The 24,870-nt window shown below is 36.9% G+C and carries 26 protein-coding genes and 1 pseudogene (1 of these 27 cut by a window edge); 21 read left to right on the top strand and 6 right to left on the bottom strand.

The features are described from left to right. The 5 genes and pseudogenes from IGJ87_RS10860 to IGJ87_RS10840 all read left to right on the top strand — a co-directional run. On the top strand, nucleotides 1-765 hold the 3' portion of the coding sequence (locus IGJ87_RS10860) for an IS256-like element IS1542 family transposase (protein WP_002323245.1). Its footprint begins 408 nt before the window's first position; 765 of the gene's 1,173 nt are visible here — the last part of the coding sequence; its start codon lies off the left edge, out of view; it ends in the stop codon at nucleotides 763-765. A 217-nt stretch (nucleotides 766-982) separates the two neighbouring features. Then, a pseudogene (locus IGJ87_RS10855) lies at nucleotides 983-1,827 on the top strand (Cof-type HAD-IIB family hydrolase). 280 nt (nucleotides 1,828-2,107) lie between these two features. Continuing rightward, entirely contained in the window at nucleotides 2,108-3,328 is a 1,221-nt protein-coding gene (locus tag IGJ87_RS10850) for a metallophosphoesterase family protein (RefSeq protein WP_002301291.1), read from the top strand. Beyond that, nucleotides 3,325-6,045, top strand: a complete 2,721-nt coding sequence (locus IGJ87_RS10845) for an ATP-binding protein (RefSeq protein WP_089030496.1) — start codon at nucleotides 3,325-3,327, stop codon at nucleotides 6,043-6,045. Before IGJ87_RS10850 ends, IGJ87_RS10845 begins: the two co-directional genes overlap by 4 nt. Beyond that, on the top strand, nucleotides 6,029-6,973 hold the full coding sequence (locus IGJ87_RS10840) for a 3'-5' exoribonuclease YhaM family protein (RefSeq protein WP_002286211.1): 945 nt from the start codon (nucleotides 6,029-6,031) through the stop codon (nucleotides 6,971-6,973). The genes IGJ87_RS10845 and IGJ87_RS10840 overlap by 17 nt, the downstream gene beginning before the upstream one ends. A gap of 68 nt (nucleotides 6,974-7,041) precedes the next feature. Here the strand turns inward: IGJ87_RS10840 and IGJ87_RS10835 are convergent, their stop codons facing one another. From IGJ87_RS10835 to IGJ87_RS10825, 3 genes are all read right to left on the bottom strand, one after another. After that, nucleotides 7,042-8,052, bottom strand: coding sequence for a peptidylprolyl isomerase (locus IGJ87_RS10835; RefSeq protein WP_002286208.1), 1,011 nt, complete (start codon nucleotides 8,050-8,052; stop codon nucleotides 7,042-7,044). Nucleotides 8,053-8,231: 179 nt separating this feature from the next. Then, the gene (locus IGJ87_RS10830; protein ID WP_002286203.1) at nucleotides 8,232-8,576 is read right to left on the bottom strand and encodes a YtxH domain-containing protein; all 345 of its coding nucleotides are present in this window, start codon (nucleotides 8,574-8,576) and stop codon (nucleotides 8,232-8,234) included. Next, entirely contained in the window at nucleotides 8,569-9,003 is a 435-nt protein-coding gene (locus IGJ87_RS10825) for an HIT family protein (RefSeq protein ID WP_002286201.1), read from the bottom strand. Before IGJ87_RS10825 ends, IGJ87_RS10830 begins: the two co-directional genes overlap by 8 nt. A 137-nt stretch (nucleotides 9,004-9,140) precedes the next feature. Here IGJ87_RS10825 and IGJ87_RS10820 point away from each other — a divergent pair, with 137 nt between their 5' ends. From IGJ87_RS10820 to trmB, 4 genes are all read left to right on the top strand, one after another. Then, complete coding sequence (locus IGJ87_RS10820) at nucleotides 9,141-9,878, top strand: ABC transporter ATP-binding protein (RefSeq protein ID WP_002297572.1); 738 nt, start codon at nucleotides 9,141-9,143, stop codon at nucleotides 9,876-9,878. Further along, entirely contained in the window at nucleotides 9,871-11,082 is a 1,212-nt protein-coding gene (locus IGJ87_RS10815) for an ABC transporter permease (RefSeq protein WP_002286197.1), read from the top strand. The genes IGJ87_RS10820 and IGJ87_RS10815 overlap by 8 nt, the downstream gene beginning before the upstream one ends. A gap of 203 nt (nucleotides 11,083-11,285) precedes the next feature. Continuing rightward, a complete protein-coding gene (locus IGJ87_RS10810; RefSeq protein ID WP_002286194.1) occupies nucleotides 11,286-12,068 on the top strand; it encodes a phosphotransferase family protein in 783 nt (260 codons plus the stop codon). 69 nt (nucleotides 12,069-12,137) lie between these two features. Next, entirely contained in the window at nucleotides 12,138-12,800 is a 663-nt protein-coding gene (trmB, locus tag IGJ87_RS10805) for a tRNA (guanosine(46)-N7)-methyltransferase TrmB (protein ID WP_002286189.1), read from the top strand. A 97-nt stretch (nucleotides 12,801-12,897) separates the two neighbouring features. On the opposite strand, the gene ade is transcribed toward trmB, so the two are convergent. Next, nucleotides 12,898-14,652 (bottom strand): adenine deaminase, encoded by a 1,755-nt coding sequence (gene ade / locus IGJ87_RS10800; protein ID WP_002286185.1) that lies wholly within the window; start codon nucleotides 14,650-14,652, stop codon nucleotides 12,898-12,900. A gap of 131 nt (nucleotides 14,653-14,783) precedes the next feature. Here ade and comGA point away from each other — a divergent pair, with 131 nt between their 5' ends. Then, nucleotides 14,784-15,713, top strand: a complete 930-nt coding sequence (comGA, locus tag IGJ87_RS10795; RefSeq protein ID WP_002293666.1) for a competence type IV pilus ATPase ComGA — start codon at nucleotides 14,784-14,786, stop codon at nucleotides 15,711-15,713. Then, the gene (gene comGB / locus IGJ87_RS10790; RefSeq protein ID WP_002286180.1) at nucleotides 15,670-16,719 is read left to right on the top strand and encodes a competence type IV pilus assembly protein ComGB; all 1,050 of its coding nucleotides are present in this window, start codon (nucleotides 15,670-15,672) and stop codon (nucleotides 16,717-16,719) included. Before comGA ends, comGB begins: the two co-directional genes overlap by 44 nt. A gap of 63 nt (nucleotides 16,720-16,782) precedes the next feature. Here the strand turns inward: comGB and IGJ87_RS10785 are convergent, their stop codons facing one another. Both IGJ87_RS10785 and IGJ87_RS10780 read right to left on the bottom strand, forming a co-directional pair. Continuing rightward, nucleotides 16,783-18,222 (bottom strand): recombinase family protein, encoded by a 1,440-nt coding sequence (locus tag IGJ87_RS10785; protein WP_430609444.1) that lies wholly within the window; start codon nucleotides 18,220-18,222, stop codon nucleotides 16,783-16,785. A 111-nt stretch (nucleotides 18,223-18,333) separates the two neighbouring features. After that, the gene (locus IGJ87_RS10780; protein ID WP_074934661.1) at nucleotides 18,334-18,966 is read right to left on the bottom strand and encodes a LexA family protein; all 633 of its coding nucleotides are present in this window, start codon (nucleotides 18,964-18,966) and stop codon (nucleotides 18,334-18,336) included. A 170-nt stretch (nucleotides 18,967-19,136) separates the two neighbouring features. Here IGJ87_RS10780 and IGJ87_RS10775 point away from each other — a divergent pair, with 170 nt between their 5' ends. The 10 genes from IGJ87_RS10775 (at nucleotide 19,137) to IGJ87_RS10730 (ending at nucleotide 24,843) form a co-directional block, all read left to right on the top strand. Next, nucleotides 19,137-19,367, top strand: a complete 231-nt coding sequence (locus IGJ87_RS10775; protein ID WP_074934662.1) for a helix-turn-helix transcriptional regulator — start codon at nucleotides 19,137-19,139, stop codon at nucleotides 19,365-19,367. A gap of 145 nt (nucleotides 19,368-19,512) precedes the next feature. After that, nucleotides 19,513-19,716 (top strand): hypothetical protein, encoded by a 204-nt coding sequence (locus IGJ87_RS10770; RefSeq protein ID WP_430609442.1) that lies wholly within the window; start codon nucleotides 19,513-19,515, stop codon nucleotides 19,714-19,716. Nucleotides 19,717-20,128: 412 nt separating this feature from the next. After that, complete coding sequence (locus IGJ87_RS10765) at nucleotides 20,129-20,353, top strand: hypothetical protein (RefSeq protein WP_428216209.1); 225 nt, start codon at nucleotides 20,129-20,131, stop codon at nucleotides 20,351-20,353. An 11-nt stretch (nucleotides 20,354-20,364) separates the two neighbouring features. Continuing rightward, on the top strand, nucleotides 20,365-20,721 hold the full coding sequence (locus tag IGJ87_RS10760; RefSeq protein WP_430609439.1) for a hypothetical protein: 357 nt from the start codon (nucleotides 20,365-20,367) through the stop codon (nucleotides 20,719-20,721). Further along, on the top strand, nucleotides 20,714-20,908 hold the full coding sequence (locus tag IGJ87_RS10755) for a hypothetical protein (protein ID WP_185079681.1): 195 nt from the start codon (nucleotides 20,714-20,716) through the stop codon (nucleotides 20,906-20,908). The genes IGJ87_RS10760 and IGJ87_RS10755 overlap by 8 nt, the downstream gene beginning before the upstream one ends. A 2-nt stretch (nucleotides 20,909-20,910) precedes the next feature. Beyond that, complete coding sequence (locus IGJ87_RS10750) at nucleotides 20,911-21,927, top strand: recombinase RecT (protein WP_430609437.1); 1,017 nt, start codon at nucleotides 20,911-20,913, stop codon at nucleotides 21,925-21,927. Further along, nucleotides 21,890-22,720 carry a PD-(D/E)XK nuclease-like domain-containing protein gene (locus IGJ87_RS10745; protein ID WP_010749251.1) on the top strand — a complete coding sequence of 277 codons (831 nt, stop codon included), beginning with the start codon at nucleotides 21,890-21,892 and terminating at the stop codon, nucleotides 22,718-22,720. The genes IGJ87_RS10750 and IGJ87_RS10745 overlap by 38 nt, the downstream gene beginning before the upstream one ends. Nucleotides 22,721-22,733: 13 nt before the next feature. Then, nucleotides 22,734-23,525, top strand: coding sequence for a hypothetical protein (locus IGJ87_RS10740; protein ID WP_430609435.1), 792 nt, complete (start codon nucleotides 22,734-22,736; stop codon nucleotides 23,523-23,525). Nucleotides 23,526-23,538: 13 nt separating this feature from the next. Then, nucleotides 23,539-24,378 carry an ATP-binding protein gene (locus tag IGJ87_RS10735; protein ID WP_430609433.1) on the top strand — a complete coding sequence of 280 codons (840 nt, stop codon included), beginning with the start codon at nucleotides 23,539-23,541 and terminating at the stop codon, nucleotides 24,376-24,378. A 3-nt stretch (nucleotides 24,379-24,381) separates the two neighbouring features. Next, complete coding sequence (locus tag IGJ87_RS10730) at nucleotides 24,382-24,843, top strand: DUF1064 domain-containing protein (RefSeq protein WP_430609431.1); 462 nt, start codon at nucleotides 24,382-24,384, stop codon at nucleotides 24,841-24,843. Nucleotides 24,844-24,870 lie beyond the last annotated feature (27 nt).

Raw genomic sequence — 24,870 nt, 5'->3', positions numbered from 1 at the left:
GTTTCTAGCCTGACTGAGCAGTTAGACCCGATGGTCAACGAATGGCAGAACCGTTCACTCTCAGGTACGAATTATCCTTATCTGATGACTGATGTTCTCTACATAAAAGTCCGTGAGGACCATCGAGTGCTTTCTAAAAGCTGCCATATTGCGATCGGGATAACAGAAGGTGGCGACCGTGAAATCATTGGCTTCATGATTCAAAATGAAGAAAGTGATGACACATGGTCCATCTTCTTTGAATACTTAAAAGAACGCGGCCTAAAGGGGACAGAACTCATCATTTCTGATGCCCATAAAGGCCTAGTGTCTGCGATTCGTAAGTCATTTACCAACGCAAGTTGGCAGAGATGCCAGGTCCATTTTTTAAGAAACATCTTCAGTTCCATTCCAAAAAAGAATTCAAAACCGTTTAGAGAAGCAGTAAAAGCGATCTTTAAGTTTACGGATATTGAACTCGCTCGAACAGCTAAGAATGCCTTAGTCGGTGAATATATCGACCAGCCTAAATATACAAAAGCCTGCGAAATATTGGATAATGGCTTCGAAGATGCCTTTCAATACACGGTTATCGGAAATAGTCATAATCGGCTAAAAAGCACCAACCTTCTTGAACGACTGAACCAGGAAGTCCGCAGAAGAGAAAAGATTATTCGGATTTTTCCCAACCGAACGTCTGCCAATCGATTAATTGGAGCTGTCCTTATGGACCTTCATGACGAATGGCTCAGTTCTACAAGAAAATATATTAAGTTTGATCAATGAGAGACCGGTAAAACATTGTATAGTATTTTACACAGGATTATGGACTTGACTTTCATATTTATTTATAAATCAAAAATACAGAGAATAGTATATAAATGTCCTTTCCTATTCTTAAAATGATGTTTGTACTTACTTAAATTAGGTATAATTAGTATATGTTTTGTGAGAAATTTAGACTTACAATAAGCAGTGAATTTATAATCAACGTATAGGAGACATGGATGAAATGAAACTAATTGGTATAGATTTAGACGGTACTCTTTTGAATTCTGACCAGAGCATTAGTCAAAAAAATGCAAGAACAATGAAACATTTACCGGAAGACTGTTTTCCATTCATTTGTTCTGGAAGAGAAGTAGAAGACATTAATAATATTCTCAAAAAATCTGGTTTAAGGATACCAGCAGTAGGGTTAAATGGTTCTGTTGGATTTGATGGAGAAAAAAAGATATTTGAGTCTTCCTTCGATAAAAATGATGTAAAAAAATTGATTCTGTCCTATCGAAATTTCCAACCAAAATATATACAAATCTCGGAAGTTATGAATCTCAGAATTATAAAAATAAAATGAAAAAAATTTTTCACGAGGTAGGGAGTGAATTTTCTATCAAAGAGCTAAACTATGAGCTTGAGTATGAAAAATCTATTTGTTCAATCCCTTATAATAATATTGAGGAAATTATAGAAAAGGATGCTATCAGCATTTACAAATTTTTTATTTTTATTCCTAATCGTCAATTGAAAGCTAATATATTTAACCATTTGAAAAAGATGCTAAATGTGTCTGTTACTGAATCGGCACCTGTAAATATTGAAATCGTACCTCAAAATGTATCTAAAGGTGTGGTGTTTGATCGTTTGGAATCAATCTACAATTTAAAGAAACCTTTGAGAATCGCGATCGGAGATAGTTTAAATGACTTATCTATGTTTGAAAGTGCAGATATTAGTTTTGCAATGGGAAATAGTCATCAAGAAATCATGAAAAAAGCTGATTATGTCACTGTTTCAAATGATAAAGACGGAGTATCTCAAGCATTTGAAAGAATTCTTACCATATAAACTAATTAAGGTAGTATAGAACATAGAATTCTAAATACGGAAAAATGGAGCATAAATTCCAGTACAAATAGTACTTCTTCAGTGTCAAACGAAGCGAATATAACATAGATATTTAGGATTGTGACAAAAATCATGTCACAATCTTTTTTTCGAATAAACTTATTTTTTGAAGTCGGCCATTTATCGTAATTTCTTTGCATAATACGAACAAATTTTCGGTTATTGATGAAAAAAAACATTGAAAATGGTATGATAAAAGAAAAAAAGGAGGAAATTTTTAATGGTGAAATTTATCCATGCGGCAGATTTACATATGGATCGGTCATTTGAAGGACTGACAACTCTTGATAAAACTGTACAGGAAAAACTATTGAAGACGAATCTGACCGTTTTATCAAATATCATTGAACAGGCAATAATAAATAACGTTGATTTTGTTTTACTTGCAGGAGATAATTTTCATCAAAATCGTCCTTCATTAAAAATACAGAAACATTTTTCAGAACAGATGAAACGGTTAGAAAAGAACCATATACCTGTATTTATAATATTCGGAAATCATGATTTCTATCAAAAAGAGCGGTATTGGTTCTCCTTTCCTAAAAATGTCCATTTATTTACATCCGAAACGGTAGAGACAAAAAAAATAACGATAAAAAGTGGAGAAACTGTCTCTCTCAGTGGATTTAGTTATCGTCAACCGTGGATTCAAAAAGACAAAGTGATGGAATTTCCTTCTAGAGAACTCACAGATTACCATATTGGGTTGTACCACGGGGAACCTGGCGTCTCTCAAAAAGGAAACTATGCTCCTTTCCAACCCTCAAAGATGCAAGAAAAGGGATACGATTATTGGGCTTTAGGGCATATCCATGTGCCAACGGTCTTAAATGAAAAGCAAACAATTGTTTATCCAGGTGCGCCTCAAGGTCATACTAAAAAGGAACAAGCTTCTACATCTATTCTACTAGTTGAATTAAGTAAAGGAAGTTGCCAAATACATCCGATTAAAGTAGCAGAGGTCTATTGGAAGACAAAGGAAATATCATTGAGGAAAGCAAGAACGACAAAAGAGGTCATTGTTCACATTCGTCAGCAGCTTTCAAAAGTAGAGGATGGATTTAGTTTAATTGAGATAAAATTAAAAGATTATGACCATCTCAATACAGATGTTTTGGAACGGATACAATCAGGAGAGCTATTAGACTATTTGTTAGAGGAATTCTCAGATAGGATAAATGATTTCTTTATTTGGCGTATTTCTCTCATAGAGAATACTTTTTATACGAAGATCCCACTTGCTGCTTCTGCTAAATTGATGGAACAGTTATTTCAATACTATCAGACACCTCAAGATTTCCAACAAATTTTAAATGAAGTATATAGTCATCAAGAAGCGGCTAGAATATTGAGCGAACTGCCGGAATATCAAGAAGAAACACTTGAAAAAGCCAAGCAGCTGCTTAATCAAGATTTTTTATTTGAGGAGGATCAGGAATGAAGATTTTAAGGATCGAGATTGCTGCTTTTGGAAAATGGCGTCAAAAAAGTTTTGACTTTTATTCAGGCAATCAGCTGATCTATGGGGGAAACGAAGCAGGAAAATCAACGATTTATCAATTTATTCAAGCAATATTATTTGGTTTCCCTTCAAAAGGCCGTAAAAAAAAGGATTATACACCAAAAGACGGCTCAGCCTATGGCGGCAAAATATGGCTTAAACATCCTGTATATGGTGAATTTGCTGTCGAGCGCTACAAGCAGCAAAATCGCGGAAAATCGAAGGTGTGGCTGGGGGATCAAGTGGGAAGTGATGAGTTACTAGAAAAACTGATCGCACCTTTGACGAAAGAGTTATTCCAGCAGGTATTTACTTTCCAGCAAGAGCAGTTGATGGAACTAGATCATTTGAGAGAAAAAGAGCTACATGATGCGCTGATTTCTTTAGGCATCACGGGCAGTTCTCAAGTATTCCAAAAGCGGCAAGAATATTATCAGAAAGCACAACAATTATTCAAGAAAAAAGGCCAAAAACTACTAATCAATCAAAAATTAAATGAATGGAAAGAGCTGCAAGAAAAAATTCATCAAAAACAAGAACAGGAAGCTTATTTTGGCAAGTTGATCCAACAAGAACAGGAATACGAGTCGCAACAGCAGCAGTTATTGGCACAATTAAAAGAGGCGAACAAACAATTTTCATTAGCCAGACAGCAAGAACTTAATTTTTCTTTATATGAAGAATGGCAATCTCTCAAAAAAAACAGCACTACAGGTCTTCCTGATGAGCCACTTCTTTTAGATCTGGAGTCTTTCTCCAAACGGTATCAGCAAACAAATGAGCGTTTGGAAGAATTAGAAGCAACACTGGAAAAGCATAGCGGGATGGATCAGCAGTCAGCCAGATATTATTTTTATTTAGAGCAGGAGCAGGAACTAAAAGATCTCCAGCAACTTCAATTTACAGCGGAACAATTAAACGAAGAATGGCAAAGATTACAAATTGAGACTAGAGAAACAAATTCAGAATTGAAGATTTTGGAACAAAGGTGGCATTGGCAGAAAAATCCGTTACCGGAAGAATTTTTATATGAAGAAGAATGGAAGCATCTTCTGGCTGAAGAAAGAAGGATTGCTGATCTAGAAAGCCAGATTTCTGTGCGTCTCCAAATAGCTAAAGAACAGCAAGAGATGATTGAAGCAGAAGTGAATGACTTGGAAGAGACCTATCCAGCATTATTACAAAATCAGTCAGAGATAGCACCAGTCTCTTCATCTAAACCGTATATGCTGATGGCTGGCGGAGCAATAATCATTGCAGGTATATTTGTACCAATGCCCTTGAAAGTGATCCTTTTACTAATTGGTGCAGGCATGATTGGCTATTTCTTCTACAAAAGGCAACCAAAAATTAAAACTAAAAATGATTTCTCTGAGATAAAAGGAATGTGGCAAGAAAAACTAGGACAACTTGATCTAGCCTTAGCTCAATTAGCTGAAGCAGAAGAAAAACAAAAGAGAACTGGAGAAGAAAAACAGATTCTTCAGCAAGAAGTATATCGTTTTGCGGATCATCGGCACTTAGGAAAGATGGATACGCTCAAACTCATGAAAGAATATGGACAGGAAGTCATAGATTATCAGAAATTATATGGCGTATTTGAGCGGAAACATAAAAGAGAACAGGAAATACAAGAAAAACTACGACAAATCGACCAAAAATTTGAGTTTGTTAAAGAATGGTTACCGATACAAGATAAGACAATTTCAGAAAAAATGGTATTGCTTTCCCGTTTTATACAAGAGATGGAACAGATGAAATTTGCCAGAAGCTATCAGCAAAATACTTTATTGAAGCAAGAAATCAATCAATTGAAAAAGAAACAAAAAGTATGGATACAAGAATACAGCGAACAATTGACTCAAGCAGGCTTATCTTATCCTTCGGAAGTACCTGTCTTTTTACAAAAAGCCAAACAAGCCGAACAGCAGATGAAAAGATACAATGAATTATCGGAAATGCTTACTCCACTATTTCCTGAAGAGCTGACAAAAGAGAAATTATCTGTAAGACTGCGCCAACTGAAAGAAAAGCAATCCCAACTCCAGCAAGAAGAAAAAGAAGCAAGTGAAAATCGGCAACGACTCCAACTTCAAGTAGAAGAGTTGCAAAGAGACGGCACATTGGACGAACTTTATCAACAAGCTAGCCGGCAAAAAGCAAAATTACAGGAATTACTGGAGGAATGGGGAGCACTTGAAATCGCCGGGACATTCTTAGGTGATCTTTCAACAGAGATGAGTGAAAGACAATTACCCCAGTTGTTAAGAGCAGCAGGTGATTATTTAGGTATTTTAACAAAAGGAAATTATCAGAAGATATTACTGAAAAATGATACACTGACTTTAACAGACGGATATACAGAATTTCCCATCTATGAGTTATCTACAGGTACGAAAGATCAGCTGATTATGGCGATGAGATTTGCTTACCTCTCATTAGAAGCTAACCGTTCGATATGTCCGATCATCATTGATGATGGCTGGCTTCATTATGATCATCAGCGAAAGTATCAATTAGCTGAACTTTTAGCTAAATTTGGAGAAAAGTATCAAATAATTTGTTTTTCTTCTGATAAAGAAATGGTAAGCTATTACCATGAGATGAACCAAATCGTAAAACAATTAGAAGGAGCAAATAATGAAAAAAATTCGTGATTTAGTAATCGATGAGCAGTTTGAACAATTTGTCCTGATCAAAAGTGCAGATGTAAGAATCGCTAAAAACGGAAAAAAATTTATTGCTTTTACTTTCCAAGATACTTCAGGTACTATCGATGGTAAATACTGGGATGCTTCGGAGGAGGAAATCAATAAATTTACAGCCGGCACAGTCGTTTTTCTAAACGGTAAAAGAGAGGTTTATCAAGGAAACCCTCAAGTAAAGATTCTTCATATGCGCTTAACAAGGGTAGATGAGCCAGGAGAGCCTAGTTTATACATGGAAAGAGCCCCTTTGAAGAAAGAAGAAATGGAAGAAGAAATCAATCAATTGTTGTTTGAGATCACCAATGCGCATTGGAATCGTATTGTTCGCTATCTACTTAATAAATATCAAAAACAATTTTTTGAGTTTCCGGCAGCAAAAAGAAACCATCATGCATTTGCCAGTGGATTAGCTTATCATACTTTGACAATGCTTCACTTAGGGAAATCAATCGCCGATGAATATCCTGAGCTGAATCGAGCATTGTTGTATGCTGGTATCATTTTGCATGATTTAGGAAAGGTGATTGAACTTTCCGGTCCTATGTCGACAGAATATACGCTTGCAGGAAATTTGATCGGTCATCTGGTATTGATTGACGAAGAAATAACTAAAGCCTGTCTTGCGTTGAAAATCAGCGAAGCTGACGAAGATGTTCTCGTATTACGTCATATGGTTTTAGCACACCATGGCTTATTAGAATATGGCTCACCTGTACGTCCAAGAATAATGGAAGCAGAAATATTACATCAAATCGACAATATCGATGCTTCGATGCAGATGATGTTGACTTCGATTCGTCAAACAGAACCAGGAAAATACACCGATCGGATTTTCGGTATGGACAACCGAAGTTTCTATGTACCAAAAGATTTATAGCAAAAATTTATTTTTTTCATTCAAAACAAAAAAAGCGAGACATAAGTCTTCGCTTTTTTTGTTTTCTTTTATTTTGATGAATCAGTTGTTTCTTCAGTTGAAGATTCTTTTGTTGAATCAGTTGATTTTGTGTCAGAACTCTTTGTTGAAGCTGTAGTTTCACTTGAGTCTTTCGTACTTGATGAAGTTGTTGTGAATGCACTCAACACATTTTCAAAGGCATCATCTTTGATTTTTACATTTGCATCTTTTAATTCTTCACCGATTACTTTAGTTGTGAATGCATTGTCACTTAGTTTAGTTTCAGTAGCGATATCTTTTAGTTGATCTTTGTATTTATCCATGTCATTGCCTTTATTTTGGTTTTTCACCATTTTGACAACGTAGTATTCTGTCGCATAAGAAGTAGGATTTGTTGTAGTAATAACATCGGAGATCTCACCGTCTTTCAATTTGAAAGCTGCTTCTTTTACTTCTGCAGGAATAGTTGTTGTCGTTGAGTCGAATTTAACTTTACCGCCATCTTCTTTTGTCTCTGTATCAGTTGATTTGTCTTTGGCTAATTTAGAGAAATCATCTCCATCATCCGCTGATTTTTTCACATCTTTTGCTTCATCTTCACTTGATAATTTGATGATTTGTGCTTCTACTTCTGGATGGAAAGATTTCCAAGCAGTTTTCAAATCGTCATCTGTAATATCTACGTGAGCTTTCAAGCCAGCTTCAAAAGCTAAATTGTTACGAATATATTCTTTATAAGTATCTTTCGTATATCCAGCAGCTTCTAATTGTGATTCAAAAGTATCACCTAATGATTTCGCTTGTTTGTCGTATTCTGCATCCACTTGCTTATCGGTTACTTTATCGCCATATTTGTTATTGAATACTTTATAAATGATCATCCGTTGTACTAAGGATTGGTTCGATGATTCAAGTTTTGCTTCATCATAGAAATCAGATACAGTGATCGTTCCGCCTTTCATCGTTGCGATATCTTTATTAGTATCGCCTGAACAAGCTGCTAGAGTTAAAACAGCCAACGCACTAGTAGCTGCCAAAATAATTGATTTTTTTTTCATTAAAATTTGCACTCCTGTAATTAGTTATTATTTTTATATATTAACTATACCATATCCCATTTCCTTTAAAAACGTTGTCGTGGTAGTTTCAAACAAAATTCAAAATTTCATCACATTCCTAGGAAATACGCAAACTTTTCTCACTTATATAGTTAAATCTGTTGAGAAAATAATCATTATTATATTTGTTCAGGATACTCTGGTAGATCAGCTTTTAGTTTTTCTACTTGTTCATTGATTTGTGTGATACGTGGTTCGGCTTGGAATTTAAAATCTTCGATATCTTTTTTGATTGCTTCTTGGAAAGCAGGAATCACAGATTCAGCTGTTTCTTTTGTTTCGATCAATGCGCTTTTAAAATGATTCAGGCTGTTATTTAAATCATTTGTCAGAGTTGTTGCTTCTTCCAATTCTTCGATCAGTTTCTTTCTTGTTTCATTCCCGCTCCTGGGCGCCAATAACAGACCTCCGACAGTGCCAGCAGCAGCTCCAAATAACAGTCCTTTGAAAAAGTTTTTAATCATCGCAGGACACCTGCTTTACGATTGTTTCTTGAATAGCTTTTAGTTCTTCCGATCCATAACTATCTTGATGATTGACAAAGTGAATAGAAAAATCATCCTCTTTGCTGTAGCGAGGGACTAAATGGATATGTGAATGAAAAACAGATTGATAGGCTAGTTCACGGTTGTTATTCAAGATATTAAGACCTTTCATTTCTGGAAAAGCTTTTTCCAATGCTTGAGCAATCTTAGGCACACGCGAAAAAACCTCTCCTGCAAGTTCGGGATCATATTCAAAAATATCTGCTACATGACGTTTAGGCACAACTAATGTGTGTCCTTTCGTTGCTTGAGAGATGTCTAAAAAAGCATAGACCTTGTCGTCTTCATATATTTTATAGCTTGGGATTTCTTGATTGATGATTTTGCAAAAAATACAGTTTTCCATATAAAACATCCTTTCTATAAAGAATAAATACTTCAGCTTAACTTTACCATAAGTTAAAGCTATTGTAAGGAAAAAAACAAAATACCGTCATTTTCTTCGTGGTATAATAAATAAAAATAAATGGCGGAGGAAAAAGAATGAGTTTAATTATCGATCATGTCACAGGGGGGTACGGACATCTCCCTGTGTTAAAAGATATCAGTTTCGATGTACAGCCTGGAGAGATAGTAGGGTTGATTGGACTGAACGGAGCAGGGAAAAGTACGACCATCAAGCACATTATCGGTCTGCTGGAAGCTTCAAAAGGAACGATAGAAATCAATCATCTATCCTTAAAGAAAAATACGGAAGAATATCGCAAACAAATTGGGTATATTCCAGAGACTCCTTCTTTATATGAAGAATTGACATTGAGAGAACATATCGAAGTCACTGCGATGGCCTACGATATACCTATGGATACAGCAATGAAAAGAGCAGAAAAGTTGTTGGAGACTTTTCGGTTATCTAATCGTCTTGACTGGTTCCCAGCTAATTTTTCAAAGGGAATGAAACAGAAAGTGATGATCTTATGCGCCTTTTTGATCGAGCCTTCTTTATATATCATCGACGAACCATTTTTAGGCTTGGATCCACTAGCTATCAATGCATTGCTTGAATTGATGGTAGAAATGAAAAAAGAAGGAGCCGGTATTTTGATGTCTACGCATATTTTAGCTACTGCAGAAAAATATTGTGATCGTTTTGTGGTCTTACATAACGGAGAGATACGAGCAGACGGTTCTCTTGAGATGTTGAGAAAAGAATTTCAGCTGCCGGATTCTTCTTTGGACGAAATCTATATTGCTTTAACAAAGGAGCAGGCACATGAGTAGTTTTTTTCAAAAACGTTTAGCAAGACATCAAAAGAAAATGATGAAATATATGCGTTATGTATTGAACGATCATTTTGTTTTAGTTTGTCTTTTCTTGATTGGCGGTGTGGGATTATATTATTCTAATTGGTTGAAAACCCTGCAGCCACCGTTTGCAATTGGAGGGCTCATAATCTCTGTATTTTGGATGCTCTGTTTATTCGTGGGTAAGATGGCTACTTTTGCAGAGGCAGCAGATATTGTTTTTTTACTTCCTAAAGAAAAAGAAATGCAAACCTATTTGGAACGAGCTTTTCGCTATTCTTGCATTTTTCCGTTGATCTTTTTGATATTGGCATGCGGATTGGCCATGCCATTAGTGGTGGTTAGTACGGAGCAATCCTTTTCGATGTTTTTCGTCTATCTGATCATATTATGGAGTTTGAAATTCAGTCATCTGCAAATCAAGAGAGCAGAATTGTTTCGACTAGATCAACAAGTTATTCGTTATTGGAAATTAGGCTGGTTTTTTTCTTCTCTGATCTTTTTGTTTCTATCATTTTATTGGCTAATATGGGCAGGAATAGCAGGTGCATTAGTACAGGCAAGTCTATATTACTGGTTTTTGTGGAAGCAACAAGAAAAAGGATTGGATTGGGAGAAAATGGTGCATGTAGAAGAACATAGGTTGCATCAGATCTATCAATTTATCAATTTATTCACAGATGTTCCTGAAATTACGGCAAAGATCAAAAGAAGACGCTATTTGGATCCTATATTGACTCATATTAAAAGAGAATCAAAAAACACTTATCTTTACTTGTTTGCAAGAAGATTGGCAAGAGGTTCTGATTTTAGTGGTCTTTATTTCCGATTAGTAATTATAGGTGGGTTATTGATTGCCGGAGTAGTCGACTTTTATTTTAGTCTGATTATCGGTTTCTTATTTTTATATTTGATCGGTTTCCAACTGTTACCTTTAGCGAACCAGTTCCGCTATATGGTTCTCGTTCAGCTTTATCCAATCCATAAGAATCAGAAGAAGCAGGCGATTCAGTATCTACTCACATGGGTATTAATTATCGCGTCGGTTATTTTTGGTTTGATTGCTGCAGTCGTATTAGATGGGCAGCAGCGATGGGTTCCGCTAGCGGCTTATTTGATTGTTACTATGCTCTTTGTTAAACTATATGTACCAACTCGTTTGAAGAAGATGTCAGACTGAAAACAAAGCTGTGTAGGGTAAAAATGAGAATGAAAAATAGAGCGTTGACAGTAAGAATGCTGTTCGTTCTATTTTTTTTGAGAAAAGCTGGTTTTTTGAATGGCAATTAAATGAAAAAGAACGTATATGTGCTTGACGTGTAGTGTTCAGGCGACTAGAATAATAAGTACTGCAAAACAAAGAGTAAGAGGACGGGAGAATGCATGATGGAGTTTCAGTTAGACCAAGAGTGGCGGTTACGTCCCATCAAAGGCGACACAGGAAAAACATACATAGGCATGCGTGATGAGGACAAAGTCTTTATTAAACGAAACACGACTCCGATGTTGGCTGCTCTTTCAAGGGAAGGAATTACACCAAAACTTGTTTGGACAAAACGAACGGGGAATGGCGATACTTTGACAGCACAAGAGTGGCTGGAAGGTCGCTTGCTGACTCCTAATGAGATTGGTCAAAGAAACGACGTGATTGATGTTTTGTACCATTTACATCATTCAAATTCTCTTAAAACCATGCTGACCCGTATCGGTGGTCGTGTCATGACGCCGGAGAAGATGCTGCAAAAATATGAAAAAGAATTACCGGAAGAACTCCAGAAAAATCAATTTCTGCAAATTGTCCATCGTTTTCTTCGTGAGCAGATCCCGTCAATAGATAAGGAAAACTTATCAGTAGTACACGGAGATGTAAACCATCGTAATTGGTTAGTATGTAAAAATTATTTATATCTAGTCGATTGGGATTCAATCATGTTTGCAGACCCTGCGGTGGATATTGCAACGATTTTAGGAAATTATGTGCCACTGTCTAGCTGGAATCAGTGGCTGATCAGTTATGGCATACGCCCGACTGACGAAATGCTTGAAAAATTTCATTGGTATGCGGCCATGAATTTGCTCCAAGAAATCACCAGATATTGCAAACGTGAAGATCATCGACGGATGAACGAAGAAATTTTACAATTAAAACGAATTTTCAGTGGCTGAGGTTTGGCCCAAACTCTGCGGAGATTTGGCCAGACCTTTTTAATTAGAGGAAAGGAATGGAGATAAATAATGCGTGTCCGAAATCGTCCGGGAGCAGCGGAAATGTTAGCGGCTCACCCGAATTTTGTAATTAGTGATCCAACATTGTGGAAGGGAAAATGGAATGAATTGTTTGAAAACGATCATCCAATCCACATTGAGATTGGTATGGGGAAAGGCCAGTTCATCACTGGAATGGCAAAAGCCCATCCTGAAATCAATTATATTGGAGTAGAAATGCAGGTCAGTGTTGTTTCGATTGCACTAGACAAGTTGATCGAACAACCGCTTCCTAACCTGAAACTTCTACATGTGGATGGATCAGCGTTGACAGAGTATTTCGCTGACAGCGAAGTAGATCAAATCTATCTGAATTTTTCCGATCCATGGCCAAAAAAACGTCATGAAAAACGGCGATTGACATATAAGACTTTTCTTGCTGTAGATGAACAGATTCTTCGTCCAAATGGAGAAATCCATTTCAAAACAGATAATCAAGGATTGTTTGAGTATTCTCTGGCAAGTTTTTCTCAATATGGCATGATCCTCAAACAGGTATGGTTAGATTTACATCAAAGTCAATTTGAAGGCAATATTATGACGGAGTATGAAGAAAAATTTTCTTCAAAAGGTCAACGTATTTATCGAGTAGAAGCTCAATTTCAAGATAAGACCAAAAAGAAAAGTCTGTGAAACTAACTTTCTGCTTTCATAAAAACATTAATATCCATAAATAAATCCCAGAAAATGAACATTACAGATGTAATGTATTTTCTGGGATTTATTTGATTTAAAATGTATTTATTTCATCGGTTTTTCCACAAGGTGGAATCAATTGGAAGCGAGAAAATGAAAATAATCCTTTGTCGGTGATCTTCAATTCGGGTATGACAGATAATGTTAAGAAAGAAAGTGTCAAAAAAGGATCAAAGGTTTTAGCTGCTCCTAGTTGATGTGCTTTAGTTATTAATTCATTCAACTGTTCATAGACGATCGAAAAAGGTTCCTGTGTCATGATTCCGCCTATAGGAAGAGAAACACAAGCTATTTCCTGCTGTTTGTTGACAACGGTCATCCCGCCACCTTTTTGAATCAAAAGATTAGCAGCATACAGCATATCCTCGTCGTTTGTCCCAACGACAACTAGATTATGCGAGTCATGGGCAATCGTTGTCGCTATCGCTCCTTGTTTCAGCTGAAATCCTTTCACTATGCCTAATCCAATGTTTCCCGTTTGATGGTGACGCTCGATCACCGCAATCTTTAATTGGTCTTTTTCGATTGAAGGAATGAATCGTTCGCCTTGTCGGTCCACTTTTTCTACCAAATCTTTAGTCACTAGACTATTCGGGATAATTTCGATCACATGGGCTTGTGAAGAAGAAAGAAGCAGCTCTAACGAATGTGGATTTAATGGTTGAGCGTTTAGTTTTGGCAGACAACACGTATATGAATTTGAATGATCAGCAAATAAATGGTCTTGGAGTTGCCCAGATTGAACAACTAATGTTCCCTTATAGAAAACTTCATGAATTGGCAGCTTGGTAAGATCGTCTGTTAAGAAGAAATCAGCTTGATACCCAGGGGCAATCGCACCTAGTGTTTTCAAATCAAAACATTCTGCTGCATTCAATGTTGCCATCTGAATGGCTTGTAATGGATCGATTCCAAGTGCAATAGCTTGACGGACGATATGATCGATTGATCCTTCTTTTACTAAATCATTGATCAGTTTATCATCGGTGACAAAGAAGCATCTTCTTGAATTTTCAGGTGTGATCGCCGGTAGTAGCGATGCCAGATCTTTTGCAACGGTCCCTTCTCGAACCATTAAATACATACCAAGATCCAAACGTTCTTTAGCTTCTTTTGCAGTTGTAGCTTCATGATCCGTCCGAATACCTGCTGCAGGATAAACATTTAACTCTTCCATGCCGATACCAGCTGCATGCCCGTCAATTTTTTTCTTATGCTGGTGCATCAATTGGATCTTTTCTAGGATGTCTGTTTCATTATTTGCTACTGCTTGATAGTTCATGACTTCAGCTAAGCCTAAAACTTCGGGTTTTTGTAAAAAAGGGGCTAATTTTTTTGCATTTAAATTTGCACCATTGGTCTCAAAAGGGGTTACAGGTACACAAGAAGGTAGCATAAAAAAGATATTCATGAGTGTTTGTCTTGCATCTTCTATCATAAACTCAAGACCTGTACTCCCAGCAATGTTTCCTATTTCATGGGGATCTGTCACTACAGTAGTAACTCCATGAAGCAAGGATACTTTTGAAAATTCGCTTGGTGATAAAAGTGAGCTTTCGATATGCACATGGCCATCGATGAATCCTGGCACTAGATATTGCCCATTAGCATTATGTACGCTTTTTCCTTCGTATTCACCGATTCCTACGATCATTCCTTCGCAGATTGCTACATCTTTTTCCATGATTTCTTTCGTAAAGACGTTGACGATCTTAGCATGCTTGATCACTAGGTCAGCAGGCTTTTTTTTACTTGCTACTTCGATATATTTCCTTAATGTTGTTTCCAATGGAGTGCCTCCCAAGATAAATTTTTATAAGTATAACATAAATTCGGCTTTTGCCAATATTTTTTTGTAAATTCATTTTATTTGAAACAAAAAGATCAAAAAGACGTATGTTTTTTGTGGAGGGGAGAATAATGGAAATAAAACGATTATCGGATCAAATGATAAGTGAAAGTTTTGCCAAACATGCCCAAGACGTATATATATTGCCAGCTTCAGAAGTATTTTACATCTATTTTCGCTATGGAAAAAAACGAACATTCTGGAAGAAAGTCTCTTCGGCAGATGGACAGCAACTGATCTCAAGATTTAAGTATTTGGGACAGATGGATATCGGAGAAAAAAGAAAAGCTCAGTTAGGTGCATTTACTTATTCTTTAGAAAAACAGGAAGTTCGTCTGCGGTTGTCTTCTGTAGGAGATTACCTTCAACGAGAGAGTTTAGTGATTCGGCTATTATACGGTACTTTTGAAACACCCCATCGTTGCTTTAGTTCTCGAGATTTTGCAACTATTTTACAGAAAACCGTCAGACGTGGATTATACCTTTTCAGCGGACCAGTCGGATCAGGCAAGACTTCTCTAATGTATCGGTTGGCTTTGGAAGAAAAATTGCAAGTGATTACTATCGAAGATCCTGTAGAGATAGAAGAACCGTTTTTTCTGCAGCTACAGATCAATCCGAAAATAGCACAGACTTATGATACACTTTTGAAACTCGCATTACGGCATCGTCCAGACTTGCTAATCATTGGCGAGATAAGAGATGAATCAACTGCACATGCTGCGGTAAGAGCAGCACTAACAGGGCACCGGGTTTTTGCAACCGTACATGCACGCAATCTTGAAGGTACATTGGTCAGAATCCATGAACTGACAAAGAAAAAAGAAGAGCTATCTGAATGTTTAGCTGGTGTCATTTATCAAGAACTTTTGGAAGATGCCAATCACCATCCTTCTGTTTTATGGAGTTATCAATTTATGGAGGAAGAATCAGTAAAAAAATCATGGGAGGAAAGTTATGAAGAAGCTCAGGAAAATATTTGGCAGTCAGAACTATTCTAAAGGATTAACAAGAAGCCAGCAAAACCAGTTTGCACAAACCATGGGAGAACTGCTTTTATCTGGTTTTAGTCTGCAAGAATCCCTTTATTTATTACTCACGATCCGTTCGTTTCCACCTGTTATTTTGGCAAATATCCAACATCAGCTAAAGGAAGGGCAAGCGTTTAGTGAGGTACTTTCGCAAATAGGATATGGAGCAGAGCAACTGGTACAGATCGAGTTAGCTGAACGTCATGGGAATCTGCCGACAACTTTGTTGGAAATTGCCAAACAGTTTCGGCTTGTTGAAGGATTTCGCAATGATTTGAAAAAGCTGCTTGCATATCCGATGCTATTGCTCACCTTTTTGCTAGGTATCTTGTTTAGTATGCGGTTGTTCGTTTTGCCTCAGCTTATTGGTTCAGGAATGGTCATGCAAGAGCATTGGGGTATTCAGCTGATACAAGTCTTTCATTGGTATGTTCTACTATTCATCCTAGCGGTTACTCTATTGGCTTTACTAGTAAGGTATCGTCTGATGAAGTTGTCTCCTGTTGATCAGAGTGAATGGATAAGCAGACAATTATTGATTGGACCGATATATTCCTTGTATCAATCGGCTTATTTGTCACTAGAGATTGGAAAGCTTTTTCATGAAGGTTTCGAATTAAGGCAAATCATAGTCTGCTTAAAGGAAACGAAACAAGAAAGTCTGATTCAGCATCTTGCCTCTAAGTTGATTCAAGGATTGGAGGCAGGTATGTCATTGGCTGAGCAGTTCCAGAATTATCGTTTTCTATCAGAAGAATTCAGTAAAATTGTTTTACAGGGAGAGGCAAAGGGAAGTTTAGGTAAAGAACTGATTTTTTACAGCGAATGGACAAGAAAACAGCTTTTCAAACGTCTTCATCACTGGATGCATTTTATTCAGCCAATCATTTTTTTGGGCGTAGCGGCTTTGATTTTATTAGTTTATGCCGCTGTTTTATTACCTGTTTACGGAAGCATAGAGGAGGTTTTGCCATGAAAAAGAGAAAAATATCTTATTATAGCGGTTTTACATTGATCGAAATGCTATATATTAAATTTACTAATTAATCGCAAACTTCCAGTGAATTTCTAGTTTGTCTGGATAAACTAATATTTTACTAATCAATTCCATGACAATTGATTTTTGATCCATATAGGAAAGATTCCATATATTGTCAGTTAGCTTTGACAGTATCTCTTTTGCATCTATAGGTTCAAGAATTGGTCTTTTTATTTTCAGAGAATCTATTTTCTTTTCTAGTGAATCTTTTTCTTGTTTTATTTTTTCCATCCGCGCTTCTAATATGTCTTTTGGGATAGCATCATCTATAAATAGATTAACAATTTTTTCGAGAGATAAATCTAGTTCGTCTATTCTTTTGTTATAGGACGAAAAGTCAACGACAGAATCATTTGCTGATAAAGAATTTATAAGTTCTGTATTTAGTCTGATCTGTTCTATTTGTGAAAGTATGTGTTTTTCTAATTCATCCATACTATAATTGGGGGAAGTGCAGCCGTTTGGATCTTTGGTCATCGTTAAATTTTTCTTCTTAGATTTAGAATAGCATCTGTAATAGCGATGTCTGGAACCGTCTTTTCTCTTTGCTCGCATTCCTACACTAAGAGAAGCACCGCAAAGTCCGCAACGTATTATTCCGGAAAGCATATATTTTGATTGAAAAGGCCTAGGATTATTGTTTTTCTCATAAGCTGCTACTTGCCGTACTTTCAGTTCGTTTTGTACTTTTTCAAAAAAATCTTTAGTGATTATACCTTCGTGATTACCTTCAAATAGTTCTCCGTTGTAACGATTAATGCCAGCATAGATTGGATTTGCTAATGTCTGTCTGATTGTTCTATATGACCAATTTATTTCTTTCCCAATATGTCCTTCGTCGTTTAACTTTTCTTTTAGTTTGGTAATGGATATTCCGCTCATGTAATCGTCAAAAATTTGCTTTACAATTGGTGCTTGAATAGGATGGGCAACGTATGTATCATTTTCATAGATATATCCAAACGGTACTTTTGACCAACTCATTGCCTTGCCAGATTTCGCACGTCCTACTTTTCCCATAACCATTCGTTCTTTTATTTGTTCTCGCTCGAGTTGAGCAAAGACAGCAAGAATACCTATCATAGCTTTACCGAAGGCTGAACTTGTATCAAAATTTTCATTTAACGATACAAAAGAAATATCATTCGCGGTGAAGACATCTTCGATTAGATACAGCGTGTCTTTTTGACTTCTGGACAATCTATCTAGTTTATAAACAAGCACACCCTGAAACTTTTTCCTTTTAGAATCTGTTATCAAACTAGATAGCCCGGGTCTGTCAGTTGTAGATCCGCTAAATCCACCATCCTTATAAATCTTAAAAATATCCCAATTTTTTACCTCACAATATTTACTTAATTTATCAATCTGTTCTTCAATTGAGTATCCTTCCTCAGCTTGTTCAAGTGTAGATACACGAACATAAATAGCAAATTTCATAGTAAAACCCCCATATTTTTGTTAAAATAGGGTACAAGAAAGAGACCTATACCCTAGGTTTCAAAATTTCTAAGCACATTTTCTAGTTTGGCGACCGGGAATGTGCTTTTTTTATAGATCAAAACTTACTTGTACTGCTTTTCCTATTATTCTAGCAGGTGTGTCAGGTGTAATAATCATCGGAGCAAAAGTAGGATTGTCCGCCATAAGCATTATTAAACCATTTTGACGTTTGACACGTTTCAAAGTCATTTCATCATCACCATTAACAATTACTGCTGCAATCTCGCCATCTTCGACTTCTGGTTGTTTCTTAATAAGCACATAACTATTTTCACGAATAGTTGGAGACATCGAATCCCCTTTAGTTCTTAGAAAGAATAAATCCCCTTTAGGTAGATTATCTTTTGGCATTCTTCTATAACCATCAAAGTTTTCAATCGCAAGGATAGGCTCACCACATGTAATAGTTCCTAATATAGGAATATCAATAAACTCAGTGACTCTCATCAAATTTGATGCTAATTCATCGTTCTCTGTTAATAAATCAGTTTTTTGGACACCAAAAAAGTCAGCTAACTTTTGAATAGAGCCAGAACGTGGCATTTTTTTACCATTCTCCCAATCTGAAACCGTTGATTGAGATACACCAATTCTTTCCGCAAGCTCAACCATACTGACGTTTTTTAATTGCCTAAATTTCTCCAAATTTTTCCCGAAAACAACCTTCAGATCTTCTGTCATTATTAATTTCTCCTTCTATATATGTGCTCAAAAAGAGTATATCACTTAAAGCGATTTTTGTATAGCGTAAAGCGATATTTTTCTCACTTAAAGAGTGTTCTTTATCACTTTTTTGCTTGACGTATCGCTTTTAGCGATATAGTATTAGGGCATAGAAAGGAGGCGTTGAAATGCCGAAAGAGCAGATGATGACATTGGCTGCGTTGCGTAAAAGAATGCAATTAACGCAGTCAGAGGTAGCGCAAAGGATTGGGGTTACAAGAGAAACAATCATGAGGTGGGAGAAAGATTCGTCAGATATGCCAGCAAAATATATGTTTGTTTTTGCTGATCTTTACAAATATCCGCTTAATGGAATTTTTTTTGGTGATAGTATCGCTTTTAGCGATAGTTTGAAATGATGGGCGGTTCTCCTATGGAAATTATTAATTTGGATAGTAATGGAAACAAGATAAAAGATTTGTCAAAAGTCGTATTGTCCCAAGAAAAGAGCTTGTTGCTTTACCAATTGATTATAAGAAGTAACAACAATAGGGGAGTGACAGCATGACCTACACACTTGAACAAGAGCTGATGATCGACACCTTGGCAAAAGAGAAAGTACACAGCCTCCATGACGAGTTGCACGATCGAAAAAGCTTACTGAGCGATTCTCAACGAGATTTGCTAGTTAGAGATCTCAAAAGGTACCAAGAATTACTTTATCAATGCCGATTAAATCGGCAATTAGAATTGAGGAGATTTTTTTGAAAAGTTTACGAAGGTCAGCATTTATAATCACAACATTTTTCCTGGGGGTTTGGTTTAGCAGTCGCCAATTACCTGATTGGGCAGTCTACGCATTGCCAGTGTCAAGCATGTGGTGGTTTTTCAAGTATGACGAGATTGCTTATAGGAGACGGTTAAGGAGGGGAATAGAAAATGCTGATAGAAGAAAAGCTTCATCAGTTCCGATGCAAGAGCTGTAATAGAAAAACACTTATCAATGCTACGGAATTGAAAAAATGTGAGCCGTGGAAAGGTCCCTACTGCACGAAGTGTGGCAGACGCCTCAAGGAAGTCAAGAAATTATATACAAAAAAATAGCGACTCCGCCGGCAAGCAAAGAGTCGCATACAAAACATATCTGGCTACATTGTAGCACGAGAGGAGAAATTTTCAAATGATTACTATTACTGGACTTAACGATGACATCTATACAGCAATGCTTGGGAACGCTCAAGAGCGAGTAATTGATAGCATCATGACTGCCGCTAGCCAAGGGCGCACAAGTATTTCAATCGCAAGCAAGGGACTAACACCTGCCTTCTTAGCTCAACTTCAGAACGAAGGTGTGGACAATCTGGTAGAACAAGACGGACGTTACAAATTGTTTTGGGAATTCTAGGAGGGATTGCAATGGGAGTGGTAGAAGGAGCGAGAAAACAAATAAGAAAAATGGAACACATTATTGATCAAATCAACGAGGCGGAAGATTTGCTAATAAGTCTAAAAACACCTGCGTTGCATCCTGTCAGTAATGAGTTAATGAATGACATCGAAATAGGCATTTCTACTCACTTCATGGGCAGTGGCTATTTTAAAGAAGATGCCAAGTATAGATGCCATCGAGTTTATATTGAACAAGATTTAGGAATCAAAGATATTCAAGGTCAAATTAGGGATCTGATTGCGGAATCCTGTAAAAAACGAATTGAAGAGTTGAAATCCGAATTGCGGAAAATGATCTTTTACACTGGTGATCGCCATGAATGATTTTGATTCATTAGGCGCTCGTCAACAGCCTGAAATTGAACCAAATCAGATTTCTGTTGATTGGAAAGGCAATCCACTGTACAAAGGCGACATCGTCTACACAACTGATTTGGGATTAGTTCACGAAGATCAGATCATCGACTACGTGAACGAAAACTACAGAAAAATAAATATTGGAGGATTTTAAAAATGGCAAATGATTTAACTCAAACAACGCAGCGTTCATTAGACGAGCAAGTAATTGGCAATTTAGATCGGTTAAAAGATCAAGGGTTAGAAATGCCACCAAATTACAGCCCCCAGAATGCATTGAAGAGTGCTTTCTTTGAACTTACAAATAATACTGCAGGCAATTTGCTTCAGGCGGCTGCTAATAATCAAGAAATGAAGACATCAATTTCTAATGCCCTGTTGGACATGGTTATCCAAGGCTTATCACCTGCGAAGAAACAATGCTACTTCATCAAGTATGGAAACAAAGTACAACTTATGCGTTCATATTTTGGCACCATGGCAGTTCTAGATCGTGTAACAGGTGGAGCTGATATTACCCCTGTAGTCGTACGAAAAGGCGATGACTTTCAAGTGGGGATGGATGGACCAAACATGGTAGTCACCAAACACGAAACCAGTTTTGAAAATCTTGATAACGAAATTGTTGCTGCTTATGTAGTGATCAAGCTTGCTAATGGCAAGGAAACCACAACAGTCATGACAAAGAAGCAAATCGATCAGAGTTGGGCTAAGTCAAAAATGAAGGGATCTGGACCTCAAAAAGAATTTCCGGAAGAAATGGCAAAGCGTACGGTAATCAACCGAGCAGCAAAAGCTTTAATCAACACGAGCAATGACAATGATTTATTCGTTCAAGCTGCAAAAGATACACTTGAAAATGAATTTGATGATCGTGAAATTAAACCTGCAGAACCGGTTAAGATTCAAGCAATCGAAAATAAATTAAAACAGAAAATGGGCATCAAGCAAGCAGAGCCGATTGAAGAATCAGCACCAATCGAAGACTTGATGAAACCGAAAGATGCTGTTGATCAGGAGTTGGACGAACAACCGATTGATTTGGAATCGTTAGAAAAAGCAGCCGAAGAAGCAGAACCTGTTCAAGGTGATCTTGGTATCATTCCTAACTTTGACAGAGAGGAAGGTGTCAAAGATGAAGGAATCCTCCCAGAAGAAGATTACCCGTTCTAAGATCAAGCTCACTGATGATAATTACTATGGCAATGAAGCGGACTGGCAGTACATGTCGGTATCTCAATACAAAAACTTTCTCAAATGCCCTGCAGCTGCTTTAGCCAAACTAAAAGGTGACTGGCAACCGTCATCTGATCCAATCGCTCTATTGGTTGGAAACTACGTTCATACTTATTTTGAGGATCTAGCTGTTCATGAAAAATTCAAGGAAGAAAATAAAAACAGGATGTTTTCTTCTCGGAAACCTTATGGACTTTTGAAAGATTTCAAGATCGCTGAACAGATGATCGACCGATTGATTGTCGAAGATGCGTTCCTGAATCTATACCAAGGCGAAAAAGAAGTGATCGTAACTGGGGAACTATTTGGTGTCGAGTGGAAGGGGAAAATTGATTGCTTAAATCTTGAAGATGACTATTTCGTAGATATCAAAACAAGCAAAGATATACATGAAAGAAAATGGAATGAGATTTACGGTCAACGGTGTACCTTCATTGAAAATTTTGGATACGTCTTGCAGATGGCTGTTTATTGCGAATTACTCAAACAGCAATACGGAAAAGATTTCGTTCCTATAATCGCTGCAGTTTCTAAGCAAACCCCAAGCGAAGCGAAGTTGATCACGCTGGACGAGGATAAAATGTCGTTCGAGTTAATCAACTTAAGAGACAACATCGATCTTATTCAACGGATAAAAATGGGTGAAGAAAAACCAGAAGCTTGTGGAACTTGTGAGTATTGCCGGGCAAATCAACGAATAACCGGATTTACAAGTATGAACGACTTGTAAGGTGGTGATTTAAATGGCAGACAAAGGTTGGGTTGCTATCCACCGCAGTATAAGAGATCACTGGCTTTATCAAGAGAAACGAGTATTTTCTAAATACGAAGCGTGGTTAGACCTAGTCATGGATGCCAATCATAAACAAAACAAGTTTGTGTTTGATGGCAAATTAGTTGAAGTTGAACGTGGCCAGAAAATCACTTCAATACGTCAACTATCTGAAAGATGGCGATGGTCTAGAACAAAAGTTACTGACTTTTTAACCTTGCTGGAAAAAGATGGAATGTTAGTTAGAAAAAGTGACAGTAAAAAGACGGTTATAACCATTGTTAATTATGACATTTATCAGAATCAAGATAATAAAAAAAGCCACTCAGGTGACACTGAAAAGCCACAGAAAAGCACAAACAACAATGATAAAACAATGAATAACAATGATAACAATAATAATAGTCCTCGTAACACACGCAAAAAGCGTGTCTACGAAGACGACGACCCTAATAAAATTCTTGCAAAAACTCTTTTCAAACTAATCAAAAAGAATCAAGACATCAAAGAACCGAACCTTGATGATTGGGCGAATACAATTCGCCTAACAATCGAATCAGACAAACGATCAGGTAAGGAAGTTCAAGAGATGATTGTTTGGGCAACGCAACATGAATTTTGGAGTGGCGTGATATTATCACCGTCCAGTTTGAGAAAACATTACGACAAGATGAAGGCTCAAAGAAACAAGCCTAGAACAACAAGCGGAACTAACAAACTACAAAATACAGGTTCAGATGAGTATGATGATCTGCCTATATAGATTGAGGTGAAAAATGGAAAGCATAGCCAAAGGTATGCAGATTCTGATAGAAAAAGTACTCATTGTAAGGGGTGAATGTCCAGAGTGCGGCGGTAACTTGTATGGTTATCGTTCAAAAAATAAAGACGGTTCTGAACGATGTGCACCTACGTGTATGAAATGTGGTTTTTATGATCTTAAACGCAAAGAAGATATTCAAACGGAACGCATCTACAACGAAAGCCTAAAAAACAAAACACTCAATTTCTTTAAATTTGGGTCAGTGATTACCGACAAATCTTTGTTTGACTGTTCTTTTGATAATTACAAAATTATTGATCTGGAAACAGAGACTGCTGTTAATATCACGAAAAGTTTTGTAGAAGCTGTACTGAGTGGTGAACCCAAACATCTTGCTTTGAATGGAAAGTCAGGTAGCGGTAAAAGTCATCTAGCCATGGCTGCTACTTGGGAAATTATTAAACGGTCAGATTACGACAAAAAATGTCTGTTTATTAGCTATCGTGAATTGTTGGAGCAAATCAAGTATTCATTCAATGACGAGCAATTGAGAAAGGAAATTCAAGGTTCACTTATGAAAGACATTAAAACAGCCGATCTTGTGGTGATCGATGATTTGGGGTCTGAACTAGGAGGAACTACCTATAGCAGTAGTACGAATTTCAATAATGACACATTGAACTCGATTTTAGAAGCTCGTCAAAATCAGGCGATCATTTTAACTACAAATTTGACTGGAAAAGAAATGAAGAACGCATATGGAGAAAGAATAGTATCTCGATTATTCAAAAATTCAAAAGGATTCGCATTTAAGTTCGTAACTACAGCAGATAAACGATTAAGGGCGGTGTAGCTATTGGTTACAAAAACTAGAAGTAAGTACGGAAATAGTAAACATGAAGTAGACGGCATTCTCTTTGATTCAAAAGCCGAAGCCAGATACTACAAAATCTTGAAACAAAAAGGGATGAGCTTTCTACCAATATCAGATAATTTTTGCGAAATGCAAAAAAATATGATCTTGCAAGAAGGATTTTATAGCGATGGTTTGAAGGTAGCTCCAATACATTATCGAGCGGATTTCGTCATTTATGAAGAAGGCAAGCTGGTTAAGGTAGTTGATGTCAAAGGGTATCAAGATGCAATCTCGATGTTGAAAATGAAGATGTTTGCTAACCGATACGGGTTCCCAGTGACATTCGCAAAGTTCAATTCTAAAACCAATAGATTCGAGGAAATGAGTTGCTTTGAATCAGCTCGTCAGCAGCGCAAAAGAGCAAGTGATCGCCGCAAGAGAAAATTGGAGGGAACCAAATGATGGAGAGGTCTAAAGAATGGAATGTTC

Origin of the sequence: Enterococcus sp. DIV1411a (assembly GCF_050531945.1) — a bacterium.
Taxonomy (GTDB): Bacteria; Bacillota; Bacilli; order Lactobacillales; family Enterococcaceae; genus Enterococcus_B; species Enterococcus_B faecium.
The sequence above is the reverse complement of the archived record's forward strand: the minus strand, read 5'-3'. Positions and strand labels throughout refer to the sequence as shown.